The organism is Enterococcus sp. DIV2419, assembly GCF_051711865.1.
In the GTDB taxonomy this organism is placed as follows: Bacteria; Bacillota; Bacilli; order Lactobacillales; family Enterococcaceae; genus Enterococcus; species Enterococcus faecalis.
The window spans coordinates 2168161-2187197 of record NZ_JBIONS010000001.1; the positions used below are offsets into that span (position 1 = coordinate 2168161).

Below are 19037 nucleotides of genomic sequence, written 5' to 3' on the forward strand. Positions count from 1 at the left end.
ACAAACTCTTCCTCTATACGCAGCTTTTCTAATTCATTAATTTTTTTAATCATATCGTTTGGTATTTAGTGGATAAGAAGAAACACGAAAATAGAAGAACCTGAAATCAGGTTCTTCTATCACGATTCACTACTAAGTTAACGACTTCGACTATTTGACTTCCGTATAACCATATCCTTCATAAAGTTTAATAACTGATTCTAATGAATACGTATCATCTTTTGTCGTAGAAATTTTTTCCATTTCTGCTACATTCACTTCATTTTTATCATTTAAAACAATATCAGAATATCCAATAATTGCTGTGAAGGTATCTCTTAACTTGCTATCCGTTCCTGTAGAATACTCTTTTATAGTATAGATGCCAATTAGATTACCATCTGTATTAGAACTAGAGTACCAACCGTTATCCTCATCTGAATTTTCTTTAGCAAATTGACGATACATTAATTTGTTTAATGTTATTTCATATTTAGAAAAATATTCAGAGTCTTTGTATTGTCTTTTGACTTCTTCATCAATCATCCGTTTAATGTCTTCTAAGTTGGCAATGTCTGTTGCTTCTTCAGCAACCTTTGCTAATCCTTTAACTTCAAATTCAGGGGCAAACTTCTTATCAAGTACATATCCTTCACTACTCAGCGCTTCTTCTAATTCCTTTGTTTTCTCAATTTTAGCTTTGTCACCATTTTTCAGTTTACCATCATTTTCAATCGTAAATGTTATAGTATTTAGTGGCGAATCAAATGTGTTATCAATTTGTGTCACACCTCGTCCGCTTACACCATTAAAATTAATTACTAAGTGTTTTTCTACATCCTCTGATGTTAATTTTTGTGGCTCTTCAAGTCCCTCGACTACAACTTCTTTTTCACCAGATTTTATTTTTTTCGTTTTCTTTTCATTAACTTTAGCTATGACTTTCACTTTATCGCCATTAGATAGCTTATCTGTTTTATCAAGCTTAATTTTAAAAGAATTATAAAAATCAGACATTTCTTCCTGTTCTTTTTCATCTAAAAAATCGGACTCTGAATCATACTTGAAAACATCCTTATTTAATTTTTCTGTATCAATAGTATAAGTAGCTGTCCCTTGAGTATCCATCCCCATAAATTCTACATCCACATACTCTGTTAAATCTTTAGCCGAACCACATCCACTTAATAAAAAAAGACTCCCTAAAAATAAAATTAACTTTTTCATTATTTATTCCCCAATCTAAAAATAATTATACCCTATCAAATATATAAATATTAAATTGTAAAAGCAACTGATTATTCAAAAAATCAGACAGATAAATGATTATGTCTGTTTGTTATTTATCCAAAGATATAAACAAAGACAGAATCACCTTTAAAGGCAATTCTGTCATTATTCTTTTTAGAGTTTATCCAATTCTTTTTGATATGTTCTCGTCCATTCACGTTCTTTTTCCTCTAATTGTTGTCTATAACGATTTCCTTCTTGACGTATCAGATGATCACTTTGTTCCATTGCATGGTAAAATTGCTGTTTGTGCCATTGATCATTTTTCGTTAAATAATTGACTTTATCTACCAATTGTCCAGTTTCTCTTCTAAAGTTTACTAATTGATTACTCAGCACTTCTTGTTGGCGGTGAATTTTATTTTTTTCTTCATAATATTGTTCTTCTAAATATTGCCGTTTTCTTCGCTGTTCCTCCATTTGTCGGTCACTCTCCCTTGACAGGTGTTTTTAAATTTGGTCTCTGGCTTCCTTTTAAAAATTTTTCTGCTGATTCTGCACTTTTCCCCTGCAAAGCTCCGTTCAAGGCATTAGGTAGGGCGCTATTTGTTTGTTGAAACATGGCTTCTGAAAGTTCTTTCAAACTTGCGGTTGTGTTTTGTTTGGTTGTAGTAATTCGTGTTTTTTTAGCAGTAATTACTGTCTGGATTGCTACTCGTTCACGAGCTTTTTGTTCTACTTCTAATTTTTCTTGAAATTCTCTTTCATCCATAAGAAAACCCTTTCATTTATTATTTTTGAAATAAACTACTTCTTGCTTGTTGATCGTATGCTTGAATATTTTTAGCAACAGTTGTTAATTTTCCGCTAAAATCAGTTAATTTTTGCTTGTATTGCTTGGCTTGGTTGCTAGTATTTGTTGCTTCAGCGCTATCCCAAAGACGACTTTTTTCGTAAGGAGCAATCATTGCTTGGACTTCTGCATAGGATAGATACTGTCGGATATTCATTGCACTTTCACGAATTTCCTTTGAAACTGTCTGGACTTCATCTTCTGCTTCTTGGAGGATATTTTTCACAAGTAGTTCGTATTCTTTTCCAGCTTGCTGAGCTTGTTTTGCAACTAGTTCTGCTAATTCACTACGTAATTCAATCTTTTGACTACCTGAAGCACTGGCTAAACTTTTCTGAATACGACTCACTTTCCCTTGCCATTGGCTGGCAATTTCTGCTTCGTGAATGATTTTTTCATATTCTTTGATGATTTTCTGGCGATTTTCTTCAGATAGCAGACTTAACAAAAATTGGAGGCTGTTTTTAGCTAATGATTCACCTGAAGCATCCATGATTTTCCCTAAATATTTATCAATAAGTTTGGAAACTTTTACTCCTGCCGCAAAAATGTAGCCATGTTCCTTTAGATCGGCTTCTTTGGGCGTACCATCAGGATTTAATTGATACTGACCAAAATCATGACTAGAACCGTATTTGTCCGTCAGATCAAAAGTAGTGGTGAACGTTTTCGGTAATAGATAATGCACCCGACCAATTTCATCTACCCCTTTTTTATTTCGATTCAACATGGAGACAATATCAAAAGCATTTACATAATAATCAATTTTCCCTTGTTCTTCTAATTGTTGAAGATTTTCCTGAGCTTGTTGAGACATTTTATTAATGCTTTCTCGCGCATCAGGCCCTTGAAACAATACTACTTTATCAATTTTAGCGAGATCTGCTTGGGGGAGATTGGCCACCGCTTGAATAGAAATCATGGTTCCTAAAGAATGACCTGTAATCGACATAGTCGCATTAGGGGCTTTAGCACTCATCTCCATTATCTTTTGATGCATGGCTTCATTGGCTAATTTTGCTTGAGGCAAATAGGCATTAAATAACGTAAAGGAACCATTATTATTGACCCAGTCATTCAAATTATTCCCTGACCAACCTTTTTTCACGTCCATTGAAACGCCGTCACTACCGCGAGTGGCAAAATATGTATGCTGCGTTTTTGGACTCAAGGTCGGCGTATCTGTTACATAATAAGAATTATAGCCAGCTTTCTCATCTGTTAATAACCCTTTTTTATAAACCGTTTCCCTACCTACCCAGTTTTTTTCTTTGATTGTTTTTATAGTGTTGTCGGGTTGGAGGTAGACAGTACTGGCGTCATTTCCGTGGGCGTCTTTGGCGTTGGGAAAATGGAATGTAGCATATTTTTTTATTTCCATTTCTTTCAATTGATTATCGTCAAGTTTAGCTAACGATTTAGACTGAGGTCGCCCTTTATACGAAGCTTGGGATAAATTGGCATAAACATTATAATAATTTGCTAAATCACTCATATATATTCTCCTTTAATTTATGTTACTAATTTTCTTAGGATCTCTCACATTGTCTACAAAAATATTAATCCAAAAACCATTTATTTTTATATTTCTTCCGTCATAAATATTGGTTTTAATTGTTAAAAATTCTTTTGTAAATGCCATGCCTTTATCTGATTTAACCGTATTCCAAAGGTACTCAACACTGGACACTTTATCTAACTCTGATTGTTTAATATAATCCGTCATTTCCTCTTCATGCTTTTTCAAAAAAGCAATTTGTCTTTCTTTTTCTATTGGTTCGTTCATTTTTTTCACTCCAATCGTGCCGATTATGGTTATTGCTATTATTGTTGCGATTAATATACTAAATTTTATTCGCTTTTTATTTTTCACTTTTTCACCTCCTTAATATGTATGGGGAAGAGTTACTATGTGATTTTTTCGATTTTGATTATTTTTGATTGACTTTTCCTATGTTAATAACCCTTTTTTATAAACCGTTTCCCTACCTACCCAGTTTTTTTCTTTGATTGTTTTTACAGTGTTGTCGGGTTGGAGATAGACAGTACTGGCGTCATTTCCATGGGCGTCTTTGGCGTTGGGGAAATGGAATGTAGCATGCTTTTTGGTTTCTATTTCTTTTTTCTTTTCAGGTGTTAATCGGTCATGAGGAAAAGAGTATTTTTGAGGTCTTCCATTATAAGCTCTTTGAGCTAAATCGGCATAGATATTAAAATATTCCTTTAAATTAGCCATTGTTGTCACTACTTACTTAAATATTTAGTATCTTTCAAAATTTAATATTTTTGTCGGCTTCTTTAATGAGTCAACATCAATTAACAGTTCAAAGATTTCTGTATCATTATACAAACCAGTAATATCAATCGTATAAACTTCATAAGGAATTCCACCTGCATCTCGTTGATACGTACTGTAGTTTTCATAGTCAAAACTCACTTTTTTTACTTCAGGTTGTCCTTTTTTATTTTCTGAAGTAATATAGAATTTCTGAGATTTAATGTACTCCGTCATTTCTTCTTCATGCTCTTTCAAAAAAGCAATTTGTCTTTCTTTTTCTGTTGGTTCGTTCATTTTTTTCACTCCAATCATTCCAATTATGGCTACTGATATTACTGCGATTAAGATACCAAATTTTATTTGCTTTCTATTTTTCACTTTTTCACCTCCTTATTATGTATAGAAAAGAGTTTCTATATGCTTTTTCCGATTTGAATTGTTTTTACAGTATTATCAGGTTGGAGATAGACCGTGCTAGCATCATTTCCATAGGCGTCTTTGGCGTTGGGGAAATGGAATGTAGCATGTTCATTTATCTTAAGATCTTCTTTTTGAACTTGTGTCAATTTAGCAAACATCAACCCTTCTTTTCGACCGATGTATGCTCCTTGAGCTAAATCAGCATAAATATTAGTATACTTTTCTAAATTTGCCGTTAAATTTCATCTCCTTAACTATGCAATATTTTTTATCTCAGTCGGATTTTTTACATTATCTGGAAGCACATATATTTCAAACCCATCTAATTTTTTACCAGTACCATCAAAAATAGATACTTCAACAGCTATAGTTTTTGGGCTAAAAGCCATACTTTGAACTTCAATCACTGATTGCCAATTATACGTAACTTCTTTAACATCATATTTTTTTAAAAGTACATGTTCACTGTCATACTTTACATACTCCGTCATCTCTTCTTCATGCTTTTTCAAAAAAGCAATTTGTTTTTCTTTTTCTGTTGGTTCGTTCATTTTTTTCACTCCAATCGTGCCGATTATGGCTACTACTAGTATTGTTGCGATTAATATACCAAATTTTATCCGCTTTTTGTTTTTCATTCATTTAGTCTCCCTTTGTATCTACATACAAGAATTAATCTTTCGCTTTCTCCTTTTATTCCATTGTTTTATCGAGATTTTTACAGCCAGTTTTTCTTTGTTTACAGTTTATCAAAAATCAATCTGGCATTTTCTCAATTTTTTTAACGTTAGATTAATTATTAGAGAATATTGCTGTATTTCTATGACACACTAACTTTCTATCTCCAATTTTTTACTGTCTTGTTGATCACTACAGGATCATTGGTATTTTACTTCTATTGTAAAATAAAAAAAGAGCGTGGGACAAAAATCACTTTGGATTTTTGCTCCACGCTCAAAAACTAATAAACGGCGGGAACAGAAGCAACTCCTTCGGAAATAAGCCGAAATTCTCCAAAAATTAAAGAACAATTTTCGGAAATCCCTTCTTATTTCTCGGAGTTAAACACTTCTGTCCCGACCTCTCCTTACTACATTTCTTTTTCTAAAATTTCTGTTCGCTCTTCAAAATTTAGTTCTTGGTTAATTTGATGTACCATCCACATGTAACCAAATGGATCAACAAATAACGAATTTTGAATAGCTCCTTCCATCATTTCTGTAACTGGTTGCATCTCAATGCACTTATTTGCTAAGGCTTTTTTATGAGTTTGCACAATATCTGCTACCGTGATATTGAACCAAATTGTATTGGGATGTTCTGAATCTGGTGCATTTAAACCAAATTCTTCATTAGCATCTAACATATGGAACCGAGTATCATATAAGTTAAACACTACTTCATTCCTTCCAACAGGATACTTTGTCGCTTCAACTACATGGACCTCAAAGATTTCTTTATATAAAGCTAATGCCTTTAAACTATCACTAACAATAAAATCAATTTCTGTGCCTGTAATCATTGATTGTTCCTCCTTAAAATTTTTTGCAGCAGAAAACTACTTTTTATTTCTGTTTTCCGCAAACCCTTCAGAATTTCTTAATACTGGCTATTTTCCACTTCGTTATTCTTTTTTAGAAGTTCTTCGATTCATTTGTTTCAACACTTATTTTTCTGGCACTGGATATTTCACCGCATTTTTCTTCAACTTTTCTTCGATAATTTCGTCCAAATCAAACCCTAAATTATCAGCCATCATGTAGGAGTAAATGAGAACATCAGCCAATTCTTCTTTGATTCGTTCTTCTTGTTTGATGCCTTCTTCTGCTGTTTTCCATTGAAAAAGTTCTAACAATTCTGCTGCTTCTAAACAAATTGAGAGCGCCAAATCTTTTTCATTATGGTGGGGGCGCCAATTTCTTTCATCACGAAATTGATTAATTTTTGCCATTGTATCCATTTGTTCCCCTGCTTTCTTATTCATTTGATGGCAACTGAAACCCATCGAACGTTTCACCATCATAGTATTTTAATAACTGTTCTGTAGACAATAATGAGGAGGTTATTTCTTCCTCTTCAACAACTGCTTGATTCTCTTCTCTATACAACAAATAAGCCTGTAAAAGCTGTTGGTAAAGTTTTTTTCGTGAAGAGGCTTCCGCTGAAAGAAACGTTAATTCTTTTAAGTGTCCGCGATAGACAGGCAAATCATCAACGAATTCGATTGGTAATTCTACTACAGTTAACTGAAATTCTTCAAAGACTTCTTCGTACATCTGCCATTCCTTCTTTCTGTCGATATTGTTTTGGGGTCATGCCCATTTCTTCTTTAAAACGTTTATAAAAAAAGGCTTTGTCTTGATAGCCGATTCGTTCAACAATCGTTTGAATCGATAAATCTGTTTGCTTCAAGTAGTTTTTCGCCAATTGGATTCTGTAGGCTAAGACAATTTCCGTAAACGTTTTGTTTGTTTTGTCTTTTAAAAAATTCGATAAGTAATTCGGATGAAAATGAAATTTAGCGGCGACTTCTGCTAAAGTGACATGCGCAATCTGTTGCTCAATATACGCTAAAATCACCTCAACACGTTGATGATTCGACAAATAATTATCTTGCATCTTTAAAGCTTCTCTAGGCAGTTGACCTAGTTCCACCACTAGCAAAACAAAGGCCGCTTTGGTCACTTTATTATTAAAATAGGCCATTTTCACAATTTGTTTCAGTAATAATAGCGAATAGACGTGGACATCCGAATTTGGCTGGCTGGCAAAAACGAAATATCGAGGAATGTTTTCAAATTCACTGCTAGCAATTTCTGTAAAAAAACGATACATGACTGGTTCTTCCGCCAGCTGATTTAAGAGCGTATCAAGAAAATAGTGCTTTTTAAAATAAAATATAATCATAGACATTCCTTGCCCCTGATAGCTAACCGAGGTGGCCTCATTGACAATCATGACTTGACCAGCCGAAAACGAACACCTTTGTTGATCCAAATAAGCATAGCCGTCTTGCTCTAAACAATAGAGCATCCGAATAAATCCTTTCGGAACGTCAATGGTTTCCGAAGATGCCAACATAAAGCCCGCAATTTCTCGATGCGGATTTTCCTTAAATTGCGCTACTTCATTCTCAAGAGCATTGGTAGTGGTTAAATAACAATCTAAGGTCTCTAAAAACTGATAAAATGCTGCATATTGCTCTTCTTTGCTTGCCAATTAATCACCTCATAATCCAACACTTTTTACTTTACTCCCTCTATTTTTTTCTTTGGCGTTTCCTTCTATACTAGATACATGGTAACACGAAAAAAGAGATTCAACAGTTTTTAGGAGGAATTTTTTATGAAAATTAGTTTTATCGGTGCTGGAAATATGGCATCCGCTATTGCCAAAGGTGCGTTAAAAAAGCAATTTATTGCCGCAGAAAACCTTTATTTTTATGATATTCAAGTCGAAAAAACCGCCGCTTTTGCACAAGAAATTGGTGCACACGCGGTTTCTTCACCACAAGAAGCCATTGCAGTAGCTGACTTAGTTATTTTAGCGGTGAAACCGCAATTCGTTCAAGCAGCTTTACTTGAAGTAAAAGAAGCAATTTTAGACAAGCAACCGTTAATTGTTTCCATTGCAGCAGGTACGACTATTGCAGAATTGTATCAACTGTTTGAGACTACCCAACCGCTTCGTCTTGTTCGTGTGATGCCCAATATGAATGCGTTGATTGGCGCGGGTGCAGCAGCTGTCTGTGGTAACGCTTTTGCATCCCCTGAAGACATCCAGACTGTTTTATCGTTGTTTCGAGCAGTTGGCCAAGCTTGGGAATTAGAGGAACAGTATTTTTCGATTTTTACTGCTATTGCAGGTAGCACTCCTGCGTATGCTTTCTTATTTATTGATTCGATTGCCCGAGCAGCCGTTAAAAATGGTATGAACAAAGAGTTAGCCTTAGAAATTGCTACACAAGCTGTACTAGGCAGCGCTCAAACTTTGGCAAATAGCACAGAGAATCCTTGGACTTTAATCGACCAAGTCAGTTCCCCTGGTGGAACCACGGTTGCTGGGATTGTCGAATTAGAAAACAATGCGTTTATTTCAACAGTCATCAAAGGGATTGAGGCCACCATCCTTCGGGATCAAGAATTAGCCAAACAAGACTGAGAAGAATAGTTACATGAGCGAGTAAATAAGAAAAAGCGCTGAAAATTCAGCGCTTTTTCTTATTTTAATTGAATGAGTAAGCCAAAATGATCACTGACTATCGGTGTTTTCCTACCATCAAAAATTACTTCATATTTTCGTACGTGCCACTGTTTTGGAACAAATGCGTAGTCAATCCGCAAGGCTGCTTCATTTTCTTCCCAGCCATCTATTTTTTTCTCTACTGTCGCTTCACCGCTTGTCTCTTCCGCTACAACAAATGCATCTTGAATCGGCAAGTAACTATTTTCCACTAATTGATAGCCAGTTGTACCAGCTGGGTTGTTTAAATCGCCTAAAATGACTAACGGTTGTTGCCCCGTCGCTAAGTATTTCTCTAATTGTAGCCATTCATAGGCAAAACCTGTACAGGGTGTTTCCCACCAAGAAAAGTGACCAGAGACAACAGTAAGCGTACCTTTTGAACTCTCTGTCTCCGCCACTAAGATTTTTCTTGTTCGATAATTCGTTGGTTCTTGGCTTTCTGAAATAAGGAGAGCTTCACTAGTCAACGGACATTTCGAAAGTAGTGCGTTCCCTTCTTCATAAATAGCATAACCAATGTGGCTCATTTCCCAACTCCAATAATAGTTTTGGCCTTTTTCAGCTAGATATTGAACGATTAGATATGCAAAATTATCTTCATGGATCGGCGTTTGGGTCGCTATGGGACAAAAAGTAGTTAACTGTTCTAACGGCACTTTCTTGGAAGCGACTTTCTGATTCACTTCTTGTAAGGCAATTATTTCACTTTCAGAAGATAAAATCACCTTGGCAATCTCCTCTAATTTTTTTAATGGTTCTTCTTCTAACCAGCTATGAGTATTGATTGTTAAAAGATTCATCTTTTCCCCTTCTCTTACATGTTATTAGGTCTGTGAGTGGGACAAAAATCACTTTGGATTTTTGCTTCACGCGCAAAACCTGATAAACGGCGGGAACAGAACCAACTCCTTCGGAAATAAGCCGAAATTATCCAAAAATTAAAAAGCAATTTCCGGAAATTCCTTCTTATTTCTCGGAGTTAAACGGTTCTGTCCCGACCTCATACCTAATCATTTAAATTTCAATCTGTCCGATCACAGTTCCCGCAGTGGTGGTTCCTAGTTGATGAATAACTACTTGTTCCACTTTGTCGCTGTTTGTAAAAGCGACAATAATCGTTGTTTCTTTGCCAGCTTGTTCAATCACATCCAAGTTCATTTTAGCTAGTTTCGTCCCAGCTTCCAATGATTGTCCTTCTTTAACAAAAGATTCAAAAGCAGGTGTTGCCATTTCAACTGTATCAATTCCCATATGGACAAGTACTTCAATACCTTCTTCTGTTTGTAGCCCAATCGCATGTTTGCTTGGGAAAACACTTAGAACTTTCCCCGAAATTGGTGCCACCACCTCTCCTTCTAGAGGCTTAACTGCAAATCCATCCCCCATCATTTTTTGTGAAAAGACAGGATCATTGACTTGCGCCATTGGAATAACTTCCCCTGTCGCCACAGCCACGAAATCTTTTTTCTTGCCTAAAAAATTCGTTGTTGGCGTTCCTGCTGTACTTTCTGCTATAACCGGTTCTGGAATGTCAACGCCGGAAGCTAGTAAATCTTCAATATCGGATTTTAAAACATCGGCTTTTGGTCCATAAACGGCTTGAACGCCATTATCTTTCACAATCAAGCCCATTGCACCTGCCCCTTTCCACGCCTCTTCCGAACCGACTTTTTCTCGATCCTTTACACTGACACGTAAGCGTGTCATACACGCATCAACTTCTTTGATATTTTGTTTACCACCAAGTAAGTAGACAATTTGCGCGATTTGCTGATCGACGACGCCTGAACCAGCCGCGCCAGATGCGATTTCTTCGCCGTTATCATTGTCGTAGTTTCCATTTCTTCCAGGTGTTGCGTAATTGAATTTTTTAATTAAGAAATTGGCTAAGAAATAAGTGACAACACCAAAAATGATGACCATTAAAACAAAATTGATTAAATCGCCACCTAAACCAGCTTTTATTGCTAGCGGTGTTCTTGTTAACAATTCAATATTTCCAAACGAATGCACACGCAATGGTAAAATATCAGCCATTGCAAAAGCAGCACCTTGGATCACGGCATAAATCACATAAAGCGGTACTGCAGCAAACATAAACATGAATTCTAACGGCTCTGTCACACCAGTTAAGAAAACAGCTAAAGCAGCAGAAAAATACATTGATTTATATTTAGCTTTTTTATCTGCATCGACATTACGATACATCGCCAAAGCCATCCCCATTAAAATTCCTGAAGAACCAATCATTTGGCCTACTTTGAATCGAGCTGGTGTCCAATTTTCTAAGACAAACTGATACTTGCTCATATCACCAGCACCTTTAAGATTCACTAAGTCTGTTGCCCAAGCCAACCATAAAGGATCTTGACCAAAGACTTGGGTTCCAGCTTGTGCGCCAGATAAAATTTCATACGTTCCACCTAATTGTGTATAGTTGATTGGAATCGTCAACATATGATGTAATCCAAAAGGTAATAATAAACGTTCCAACGTTCCATATAAGAATGGCGCTAAAATAGGTGCACTATCTTGAGATTGCGCAATCCATAACCCAAAATTATTAATTCCCGCTTGAATATTTGGCCAAATAAGTGCTAATGCAATTGAGACAATTGTTGACCATAAAATAACGACAAATGGGACAAACCGTTTACCATTAAAAAATGATAGCGCATCTGGTAATTTCCGATAATTGTAATACTTGTTGTAAGCCATCGCACCGACAAAACCAGCAATAATCCCTACAAAGACGCCCATATTTAATGCCGGAGCTTCTAAGACACTTGTAAAGAATCCCTTCACCATAATCTTGGTGCCAAATAAGGTATGCGTGAAAGCTTGTTCATCAGCCAACATTTCATTTGTTACACCAAAAATGGCTCCAGTAATACGATTGATTAAAACAAAAGAAATCCCCGCTGCAAATGCTCCACCTGCACGATCTTTGGCCCAACTGCCACCTATTGCTAACGCAAATAGTAAATGTAAGTTGCCTATAATTGCCCAACCGATACTCTCTAGAACTCCGCCTGTTGTTACTAACAAGCCTAAATTAGGATCGATTAAGGGAAGCGATTTCCCAATACTAATCATTAAACCCGCTGCTGGCATTACTGCCACAACGACCATTAAAGCTTTCCCGAATTTTTGCCAAAATTCAAAACTAAACATTTTTTTCATTCCTGCCACTCCTTACGCAATCGGTTTCGTTATGTTGCCATTATATACTCCTGTTTCCTTTTTGTAAATGCTTTAATTTCAAAAATATTGTGGAAAACAACTCCCTACTACTTAATCCTTTTTTATTTTGTCTTTTAATAAAGCAAATAAAGTTCCTTCTATCCTACCTTTGTTTCAGCTTTTATTCATAAGATTACACTTTTTAAGCATTGACTATTGACTAATGCAATCGGTTGCGTTTATGATAGACCTATCAATAAAATCACTGAGGGGGATTCTCATGAAACAAATCAAACGTTTATTCCAAATTGATCCTTGGAAAATCCGTACTACACACTTAGATAAAGAAAATTTACGTTTACAAGAATCATTAACAAGCATTGGAAATGGCTATATGGGGATGCGGGGAAATTTTGAAGAACACTATTCTGGCGACCACCATCAAGGAACCTATTTAGCAGGTGTTTGGTATCCAGACAAAACACGTGTTGGTTGGTGGAAAAATGGTTATCCTGAATATTTTGGTAAAGTGATTAACGCAATTAATTTCATCGCAATGGACTTACAAATTGATGGACAAACAATTGATTTAGCCACTACACCTTACGAAGATTTTTCTTTAGAATTAGACATGCAAAATGGGGTCCTTTCTCGGCAATTCACCATCCAAACACCAAAGAATAAAGTGCGCTTCTCTTTTGAACGTTTTTTAAGCTTAGAAAAAAAAGAAGCAGCTTACATCCACTTAACAATTGAAATGCTGGAAGGTACAGGCACAATCACTCTTCACTCAAAATTGGATGGCGATGTTCAAAATGAAGACAGCAATTATGAAGAACATTTTTGGGAAGAAATAGCTATTGAAACACAAGAAACACTTGGCTTTGTCACGACTAAGACCATTCCTAACAACTTTGAAATAGAGCGTTTTACAGTGACTGCAGGCATGCGCCATTTCATCGATGGAGCCTCTGTTGTGCCTACATATACACAACAGCCCTTGGCTTTAACCGCAGAATTGACAGTGTCTTTAAACGAAGGCGAAACGACCGCCATCACAAAAGAAGTGCTTGTCGTTACCAGTCGTGATGTGCCAGAAACGCAACAAATCACACGAGTAAACGAATTATTTGCAGAAATGACTACCTTGTACCCTGAAGCAAAAGCTGGGCAAGCTGCCGCTTGGGCAAAACGTTGGCAATTAGCTGATGTTGTTATTGAAGGAGATGACGAAGCCCAACAAGGCATCCGTTTTAATCTGTTCCAACTTTTCTCAACCTACTATGGTGAAGACGATCGTTTAAATATCGGACCAAAAGGCTTTACGGGCGAAAAATATGGAGGTGCCACATATTGGGATACCGAAGCATATGCTGTCCCACTTTACTTGGCGTTGGCTAAGCCCGAAGTTACTAAAAATCTACTGAAATATCGCCACAATCAATTGCCTCAAGCCATTCATAATGCCCAACAACAAGGGTTAAAGGGTGCGCTTTACCCAATGGTTACTTTTACTGGTGTCGAATGTCATAATGAGTGGGAAATCACTTTTGAAGAGATTCACAGAAATGGTGCGATTGCTTATGCGATTTATAATTATGTCAACTATACAGGAGACGAAGACTATCTCAAAGATGCTGGTCTAGAAGTGCTTGTGGCAATTGCTCGTTTTTGGGCGGATCGGGTCCACTTCTCCCAACGTCATAACCAATATATGATTCATGGCGTAACGGGGCCAAATGAATATGAAAATAATATCAACAATAACTGGTATACCAATACAATCGCTGCGTGGGTTCTACGTTACACCCGTGAGTCTTATTTAAAATTCCAAGAAGAAACAACGCTCAAAATTGCAGACGACGAATTAGCTAAATGGGCAGACATTGTAGAAAATATGTACTTCCCAGTGGATAACGAATTAGGCATTTTTGTACAACATGACACTTTCTTAGATAAAGATTTAATGCCTGTTTCTGATTTACCACTTAGTGAGCTGCCTTTAAATCAACATTGGTCATGGGATAAAATTTTACGGTCTTGTTTCATTAAACAAGCCGATGTTCTTCAAGGAATTTATTTCTTCAATGATGCCTTTTCTTTAGAAGAAAAACGCCGGAACTTTAACTTTTACGAACCAATGACTGTCCATGAATCTTCTCTTTCACCAAGCATTCATGCTGTGTTAGCTGCTGAATTAGGCATGGAAGAAAAAGCAGTGGAAATGTATCAACGAACAGCGCGCCTTGACTTAGATAATTACAATAATGATACAGAAGATGGCTTACACATTACCTCAATGACTGGTAGTTGGCTAGCGATTGTGCAAGGTTTTGCCCAAATGAAAACGGACCATCAACAACTAAAATTTGCACCCTTTTTACCAGCGACTTGGACAGCCTACTCATTCCACATTAATTATCGGAATCGTTTACTATTTGTTGAAGTTGCAGCAGACCAAGTGGCCTTCACTTTACTCGACGGCCCTGCAATTCCATTAACTGTTTACGATCAAAAATACACATTAAAAGATCGATTAGTTTTACCGATCAGAAAGGAAGAAGTTCATGTTTAAAGGCGTTTTGTTTGATTTAGATGGCGTTATTACTGATACAGCAGAATTTCATTACCACGCTTGGAAAAAATTAGGGAACGAAATTGGAATTTCCATTGACCGTGTTTTCAACGAACAACTGAAAGGTGTAAGCCGCGAAGATTCTCTGCAGTTACTGTTAAAATACGGAAAAAAAGAAGGCACGTTTTCTTCTGAAGAATTTGCCCAGTTAGCGCAACGGAAAAACGATTATTACTTGGAAATGATCCAAGCGATTACGCCTGAAGATGTCTACCCAGGAATTCTTTCTTTATTAACGGAATTACGTGAAGCCAATATTAAAATCGCCTTGGCTTCTGCAAGTAAAAATGGGCCTTTCCTTTTAGAAAAAATGCAATTGACGCCCCTTTTTGATGCCATTGCTAATCCAGCAGACGTCCAGGCAGGCAAACCCGCTCCAGATATTTTCATTTTAGCTGCGAAAGAAATTGATTTGACACCAGCAGAATGTCTTGGCATTGAAGATGCCAAAGCTGGGATTCAAGCGATTCTTGCTAGTGGAGCGCAACCTGTTGGCGTTGGCCGCAAAGAAGAGTTAGGCGAAGGGTTGCCCATTGTGCCAGAAACGAGTGCTTTAACGTTTGATTACTTAAAAAAAGTGTGGCTTGATCATGAAGGATAATCGTATCACCGTAACCGATATTCCAAACACAAACTTAAAAAAAATTACTTTGAAGAACGACTTTTTAGAAGTCGTTCTTCTCAATTATGGCGCGCGCCTCCATCAACTTTTGATGCCAAATAAAAATAATCATTGGGAAAATATCCTTTTATCGTATGATTCGTATCAAGATGTATTAAAGGATCAAAGCTTTTTTGGCGCCACTGTTGGACCAGTTGCTGGACGCATTCGTAATGGCCATTGGCAAAATGGAATATTAGAACAAAATAGCGACGGTCATCATATCCATGGTGGCTCAAAGGGATGGTCTTTTCAATATTGGACAGTCGAGCCCTTTGAAAAAAAGGATATCATTGGCGTTTCCTTTCATTTAACCGACACCATTTCTGGCTATCCTGGACCAATTGATGCCACCATCACCTACCAGCTAGAGGATAATCATTTACGAATGATCAGTACTGGACGGAGTAAACAGGAAACACTTTTTAATCCTACGAACCACGCCTACTTTAATTTATCTGGCGATGGAAAGTTAGACATTCTGTCACATTTGCTATCTTTGAACTGTCAAGGTATGTTAGAATTAGACGATAATAAGTTGCCTACTGGACGGATTTTACCAGCTTCTGAACTATCCATACGTTTTAATGAACTGACACCTATCGAAACAATCCTCCAACGCTATCCAACTGGGTTAGATGATGTTTTCCCCTTAGTTGGCTCTGACTTAAGACAGCCACAATTATGCTTACAAGAGCCTACTTCTGGAAGAAAAATGACGATAGCAACAACGAACCAAAGTATGGTATTATTTTCTACGACTGGTTTTGAGGCTCCTTTTTCTATTAATGGACAAGCGATGCATTCAAACTATGGATTAGCAATTGAACCTCAAGAGTATCCAGACATTGTTCATCATCCTCAGTGGGGCTCTATTTTATTACCAGCTAATAAAAAGCAAACCTACCAAACGGTTTATCAATTTAACCTTCTATAATCACTAAGAAAGGCGTGGCAAAAATGGCAATTACAGTAAAAGATGTCGCTAAGAAAGCGGGGGTTGCAACTTCAACCGTTTCGCGTGTCATTAACGATCATCCAAGTATTTCTGAATCGACAAAAAAGAAAGTGCGAAAAGTCATGGATGACTTAGGCTATGTGCCAAATATGACGGCACGGAATTTGGGTAAACGAATTTCAAGTGCCATTGGCGTAATTTTACCTCCTTTAGATTCGAAAGAACGGTTAGGGAATCCATTTTATTTAGAAATTATGGAAGCCATCAACGAGGAAGCCCGTCTTTATGATATGACTACTGCTATTGCAACTGCCAAAAGTTTTGATGTACTATTGGAAAACGTTAAAAGAATGCATCTTCAAAAACAAGTGGACGGTTTTATTCTTGTGTATTCAGATAGTAAGGACCCCGTCATTGATTACTTATATGAAAACAACATTCCCTTTACTTTAATTGGTCAACCTTACCAACATGAAACGGAAATAGTTTACGTGGATAATGATAATCAATTATTAGGGAAACAAGCGACGGAATTTTTAATTGAAAACGGCCATAAAAATATTTTATTTGTGACCAATACAACGCATGAAAGTTTGTACTTTGAACGTTACTTTGGTTATCAAAAAGCAATGATGATGCAAGGATTAACTGTTTTACCAAGCGTTGCGTTAGAAAAACCTGAAGATTACATGGCTTTTGATGACATTCTTCATCAAAATAATGCCACGGCGTTGGTGGTGATTGATGATATCTTTGCTTTGCGGACGATGCAACTTGCGCAAATCTATGGTTATCAAGTTCCTGAAACGTTATCCATTATTAGTTTTAACAACTCAATCTTTTCAACATTGACACATCCTTATCTAACAAGCATTGACATCGACACGTCAGAATTAGGTCGAATGGCGATGAAAAAATTATATGAATTAATCCACGAAGAATTGACGAATGGTGTCCGTCTCGTTATTCCTCACAAATTAATTAAGCGTGAAACAGTTATTCCTATTCATTAAAAAAGAAGCGTAAGCAGTTTAACACTGCTTACGCTTCTTTTTATGTGTACGCTCTTATTCGTATGTATTACTTTTATAAAATAACTTTTTGCGAAATTTTTTTCCAAAACGTTTCTTCTTTTGCATCAAATTGAGCTGGTTCCCCGTCAGACAATTTTTCATTTAATAATGATAATTTTTCTTGATGTTTTGCATACTCATCTTTTTTTATTAGCTCTAAACGATACGCACGATCCAAGATCGACTCTCGATAGTTAACATTCATTTTCGTTGCCTTCGCCATTTCTTACATTCCTTCCCAAAATAAATTTTCATTTTTTCGTTAAATTCTTCTATAATTATAACAAAAATATCAGAAAAATAAATATGAAACAAACGATAATTGCGAAAATTTTGTTTTTTCATGCAATTATCGTTCGATTATTTAAGAAATTAAAATTATTAACCAATAATTAATCAATCAGCAAACGCATTAAATGAACATCTAAAAATTCACCTTGGTCTGTTTTGGCGCCCCGAGGCATAATTGCCTCTGTTTCAAACCCTAATTTTTTATAGACATGAATCGCTCGTTGATTACGATCCTGTACCGTTAATTCCAAGCGACGAATAACATGACTTTCATGCGCCCAGCGAATAAGTTCTTCCATCAGGATACTGCCCAGTCCATAGCCCCAGTACTGTTTTAAAATACTAATGCCGATTTCACCAATATGCTCCATCCGCTTTTTAGAAGAAGCAGACACAGATGCGGTCCCAATGATCGCTTCTCCCGCTAATGCCACCAATAAAACATTATTTGGCGATTCATAGAGTGTTGCTAGATTTTCAGCCAATTCTGTTGTCGACATGGCCATTCCTCGCTCATCCATTACCAAATAGGGCGTTTCACTCCCAATTTTTGACATCACAGATAGTAATTGATCCGCATCAGTAGGCACTGCTTCTCGAATAGAAAATGTTTGTTCAGTCATATTCGCGAGCCTCCCACACTTGTAGAATCTCTGCTATTCTTTCTTCTGCCAACGGACCAGTTCCGCGGAATTCAAGAACTCTCTTGTCAGCTTCTTGAGAATCTTTATTTAAAATAATTTCTAAATAATCTTCTGGCAATTCTTCTTCAATCAAGCTGCCCCATTCTACAACGGATAGCCCATCTCCTTCAAAATACTCATCTAACCCTAATTCATCCGCACCCTCTTCAACACGGTAGACATCCATATGGTATAACGGAAGTCGTCCTTGTGGATATTCGCGGATAATCGTATAGGTGGGACTTTTAATCATTTGGGAAATGCCTAATCCTAAAGCAATCCCTTTCGTCATTGTCGTCTTACCGGCCCCTAAATCACCAGTCAGGACAATTACATCACCAGCTTGTGCCTTTTGTCCAATGATTTTAGCAATTGCTTCTGTTTCCAATGGATTGTTCAGGACAATGTTCATTTTTTTTGCCTCCCATCTGCAAGAATCTATGTATGAAAGTATACCGAAAATTCAATAAGTTGACTAGTGGCAGCTTCAAAAAAAATAAAGTTGAGGCCCAAGTGTCCTGGGAACCTCAACTTCTACTTTGCTTATT

At 36.6% G+C, this 19037-nt stretch carries 23 protein-coding genes; 5 read left to right on the plus strand and 18 right to left on the minus strand.

The window, feature by feature from the left end; genetic code table 11:
* Nucleotides 1-150 precede the first annotated feature (150 nt).
* The 13 genes from IGI97_RS10235 to IGI97_RS10295 all read right to left on the minus strand — a co-directional run bounded on the left by IGI97_RS10235 (nt 151) and on the right by IGI97_RS10295 (nt 7979).
* The gene (locus tag IGI97_RS10235) at nt 151-1206 is read right to left on the minus strand and encodes a hypothetical protein (protein WP_438738572.1); all 1056 of its coding nucleotides are present in this window, start codon (nt 1204-1206) and stop codon (nt 151-153) included.
* A gap of 177 nt (nt 1207-1383) precedes the next feature.
* Complete coding sequence (locus tag IGI97_RS10240) at nt 1384-1689, minus strand: hypothetical protein (RefSeq protein ID WP_010712113.1); 306 nt, start codon at nt 1687-1689, stop codon at nt 1384-1386.
* Nucleotides 1690-1696: 7 nt separating this feature from the next.
* Complete coding sequence (locus IGI97_RS10245; RefSeq protein ID WP_002355864.1) at nt 1697-1981, minus strand: hypothetical protein; 285 nt, start codon at nt 1979-1981, stop codon at nt 1697-1699.
* 19 nt (nt 1982-2000) lie between these two features.
* Nucleotides 2001-3557 carry a cutinase family protein gene (locus tag IGI97_RS10250; protein ID WP_438738574.1) on the minus strand — a complete coding sequence of 519 codons (1557 nt, stop codon included), beginning with the start codon at nt 3555-3557 and terminating at the stop codon, nt 2001-2003.
* Nucleotides 3558-3569: 12 nt separating this feature from the next.
* The gene (locus IGI97_RS10255) at nt 3570-3935 is read right to left on the minus strand and encodes a hypothetical protein (RefSeq protein WP_438738576.1); all 366 of its coding nucleotides are present in this window, start codon (nt 3933-3935) and stop codon (nt 3570-3572) included.
* Nucleotides 3936-4013: 78 nt separating this feature from the next.
* On the minus strand, nt 4014-4298 hold the full coding sequence (locus IGI97_RS10260) for a hypothetical protein (RefSeq protein ID WP_438738577.1): 285 nt from the start codon (nt 4296-4298) through the stop codon (nt 4014-4016).
* A 24-nt stretch (nt 4299-4322) separates the two neighbouring features.
* Nucleotides 4323-4718 (minus strand): hypothetical protein, encoded by a 396-nt coding sequence (locus IGI97_RS10265; protein ID WP_002414265.1) that lies wholly within the window; start codon nt 4716-4718, stop codon nt 4323-4325.
* Between the two features lie 35 nt (nt 4719-4753).
* Nucleotides 4754-4969, minus strand: coding sequence for a hypothetical protein (locus tag IGI97_RS10270; protein WP_438738814.1), 216 nt, complete (start codon nt 4967-4969; stop codon nt 4754-4756).
* A 45-nt stretch (nt 4970-5014) separates the two neighbouring features.
* The gene (locus IGI97_RS10275) at nt 5015-5398 is read right to left on the minus strand and encodes a hypothetical protein (RefSeq protein ID WP_010819828.1); all 384 of its coding nucleotides are present in this window, start codon (nt 5396-5398) and stop codon (nt 5015-5017) included.
* A gap of 452 nt (nt 5399-5850) precedes the next feature.
* Nucleotides 5851-6282 (minus strand): VOC family protein, encoded by a 432-nt coding sequence (locus IGI97_RS10280; RefSeq protein ID WP_002373575.1) that lies wholly within the window; start codon nt 6280-6282, stop codon nt 5851-5853.
* 144 nt (nt 6283-6426) lie between these two features.
* Entirely contained in the window at nt 6427-6744 is a 318-nt protein-coding gene (locus IGI97_RS10285) for a nucleotide pyrophosphohydrolase (RefSeq protein WP_002403727.1), read from the minus strand.
* On the minus strand, nt 6737-7036 hold the full coding sequence (locus IGI97_RS10290; RefSeq protein ID WP_002358867.1) for a hypothetical protein: 300 nt from the start codon (nt 7034-7036) through the stop codon (nt 6737-6739). Before IGI97_RS10290 ends, IGI97_RS10285 begins: the two co-directional genes overlap by 8 nt.
* Nucleotides 7017-7979, minus strand: coding sequence for a helix-turn-helix domain-containing protein (locus IGI97_RS10295; RefSeq protein WP_010777464.1), 963 nt, complete (start codon nt 7977-7979; stop codon nt 7017-7019). The genes IGI97_RS10290 and IGI97_RS10295 overlap by 20 nt, the downstream gene beginning before the upstream one ends.
* A gap of 126 nt (nt 7980-8105) precedes the next feature.
* Here IGI97_RS10295 and proC point away from each other — a divergent pair, with 126 nt between their 5' ends.
* Complete coding sequence (gene proC / locus IGI97_RS10300; RefSeq protein WP_438738581.1) at nt 8106-8921, plus strand: pyrroline-5-carboxylate reductase; 816 nt, start codon at nt 8106-8108, stop codon at nt 8919-8921.
* A gap of 59 nt (nt 8922-8980) precedes the next feature.
* Here proC and mapP read toward each other — a convergent pair whose 3' ends face one another.
* Both mapP and IGI97_RS10310 read right to left on the minus strand, forming a co-directional pair.
* Entirely contained in the window at nt 8981-9805 is an 825-nt protein-coding gene (gene mapP / locus IGI97_RS10305) for a maltose 6'-phosphate phosphatase (RefSeq protein WP_002390386.1), read from the minus strand.
* Between the two features lie 214 nt (nt 9806-10019).
* On the minus strand, nt 10020-12188 hold the full coding sequence (locus IGI97_RS10310) for a PTS transporter subunit IIBC (RefSeq protein ID WP_425135953.1): 2169 nt from the start codon (nt 12186-12188) through the stop codon (nt 10020-10022).
* Nucleotides 12189-12468: 280 nt separating this feature from the next.
* On the opposite strand from IGI97_RS10310, the gene IGI97_RS10315 reads away from it, so the two are divergent.
* The 4 genes from IGI97_RS10315 to bopD are packed head-to-tail and all read left to right on the plus strand — an operon-like array spanning nt 12469 to nt 17455.
* Nucleotides 12469-14763, plus strand: a complete 2295-nt coding sequence (locus tag IGI97_RS10315) for a glycoside hydrolase family 65 protein (protein ID WP_010826879.1) — start codon at nt 12469-12471, stop codon at nt 14761-14763.
* Entirely contained in the window at nt 14756-15424 is a 669-nt protein-coding gene (pgmB, locus tag IGI97_RS10320) for a beta-phosphoglucomutase (RefSeq protein WP_002355844.1), read from the plus strand. Before IGI97_RS10315 ends, pgmB begins: the two co-directional genes overlap by 8 nt.
* Nucleotides 15414-16421, plus strand: coding sequence for an aldose epimerase family protein (locus IGI97_RS10325; RefSeq protein WP_438738583.1), 1008 nt, complete (start codon nt 15414-15416; stop codon nt 16419-16421). Before pgmB ends, IGI97_RS10325 begins: the two co-directional genes overlap by 11 nt.
* Nucleotides 16422-16444: 23 nt before the next feature.
* Nucleotides 16445-17455, plus strand: coding sequence for a LacI family transcriptional regulator BopD (gene bopD, locus IGI97_RS10330; RefSeq protein WP_002358859.1), 1011 nt, complete (start codon nt 16445-16447; stop codon nt 17453-17455).
* A gap of 73 nt (nt 17456-17528) precedes the next feature.
* On the opposite strand, the gene IGI97_RS10335 is transcribed toward bopD, so the two are convergent.
* The 3 genes from IGI97_RS10335 to tsaE all read right to left on the minus strand — a co-directional run bounded on the left by IGI97_RS10335 (nt 17529) and on the right by tsaE (nt 18901).
* Nucleotides 17529-17738, minus strand: a complete 210-nt coding sequence (locus IGI97_RS10335; protein ID WP_002355840.1) for a hypothetical protein — start codon at nt 17736-17738, stop codon at nt 17529-17531.
* Between the two features lie 169 nt (nt 17739-17907).
* Entirely contained in the window at nt 17908-18429 is a 522-nt protein-coding gene (locus IGI97_RS10340) for a GNAT family N-acetyltransferase (protein WP_002396468.1), read from the minus strand.
* A complete protein-coding gene (tsaE, locus tag IGI97_RS10345; RefSeq protein ID WP_010816376.1) occupies nt 18422-18901 on the minus strand; it encodes a tRNA (adenosine(37)-N6)-threonylcarbamoyltransferase complex ATPase subunit type 1 TsaE in 480 nt (159 codons plus the stop codon). The genes IGI97_RS10340 and tsaE overlap by 8 nt, the downstream gene beginning before the upstream one ends.
* Nucleotides 18902-19037 lie beyond the last annotated feature (136 nt).

Bases quoted from the DNA above. Each gene is read 5' to 3' on its own strand.
- IGI97_RS10280 (WP_002373575.1), bottom strand. From the start codon at position 6,282: ATGATTACAGGCACAGAAATTGATTTTATTGTTAGTGATAGTTTAAAG.
- IGI97_RS10245 (WP_002355864.1), bottom strand. From the start codon at position 1,981: ATGGATGAAAGAGAATTTCAAGAAAAATTAGAAGTAGAACAAAAAGCT.
- IGI97_RS10310 (WP_425135953.1), bottom strand. From the start codon at position 12,188: ATGAAAAAAATGTTTAGTTTTGAATTTTGGCAAAAATTCGGGAAAGCT.
- IGI97_RS10275 (WP_010819828.1), bottom strand. From the start codon at position 5,398: ATGAAAAACAAAAAGCGGATAAAATTTGGTATATTAATCGCAACAATA.
- proC (WP_438738581.1), top strand. From the start codon at position 8,106: ATGAAAATTAGTTTTATCGGTGCTGGAAATATGGCATCCGCTATTGCC.
- IGI97_RS10290 (WP_002358867.1), bottom strand. From the start codon at position 7,036: ATGTACGAAGAAGTCTTTGAAGAATTTCAGTTAACTGTAGTAGAATTA.
- IGI97_RS10260 (WP_438738577.1), bottom strand. From the start codon at position 4,298: ATGGCTAATTTAAAGGAATATTTTAATATCTATGCCGATTTAGCTCAA.
- IGI97_RS10250 (WP_438738574.1), bottom strand. From the start codon at position 3,557: ATGAGTGATTTAGCAAATTATTATAATGTTTATGCCAATTTATCCCAA.
- IGI97_RS10235 (WP_438738572.1), bottom strand. From the start codon at position 1,206: ATGAAAAAGTTAATTTTATTTTTAGGGAGTCTTTTTTTATTAAGTGGA.
- IGI97_RS10240 (WP_010712113.1), bottom strand. From the start codon at position 1,689: ATGGAGGAACAGCGAAGAAAACGGCAATATTTAGAAGAACAATATTAT.
- IGI97_RS10335 (WP_002355840.1), bottom strand. From the start codon at position 17,738: ATGGCGAAGGCAACGAAAATGAATGTTAACTATCGAGAGTCGATCTTG.
- bopD (WP_002358859.1), top strand. From the start codon at position 16,445: ATGGCAATTACAGTAAAAGATGTCGCTAAGAAAGCGGGGGTTGCAACT.
- IGI97_RS10315 (WP_010826879.1), top strand. From the start codon at position 12,469: ATGAAACAAATCAAACGTTTATTCCAAATTGATCCTTGGAAAATCCGT.
- pgmB (WP_002355844.1), top strand. From the start codon at position 14,756: ATGTTTAAAGGCGTTTTGTTTGATTTAGATGGCGTTATTACTGATACA.
- IGI97_RS10340 (WP_002396468.1), bottom strand. From the start codon at position 18,429: ATGACTGAACAAACATTTTCTATTCGAGAAGCAGTGCCTACTGATGCG.
- IGI97_RS10325 (WP_438738583.1), top strand. From the start codon at position 15,414: ATGAAGGATAATCGTATCACCGTAACCGATATTCCAAACACAAACTTA.
- tsaE (WP_010816376.1), bottom strand. From the start codon at position 18,901: ATGAACATTGTCCTGAACAATCCATTGGAAACAGAAGCAATTGCTAAA.
- IGI97_RS10285 (WP_002403727.1), bottom strand. From the start codon at position 6,744: ATGAATAAGAAAGCAGGGGAACAAATGGATACAATGGCAAAAATTAAT.
- mapP (WP_002390386.1), bottom strand. From the start codon at position 9,805: ATGAATCTTTTAACAATCAATACTCATAGCTGGTTAGAAGAAGAACCA.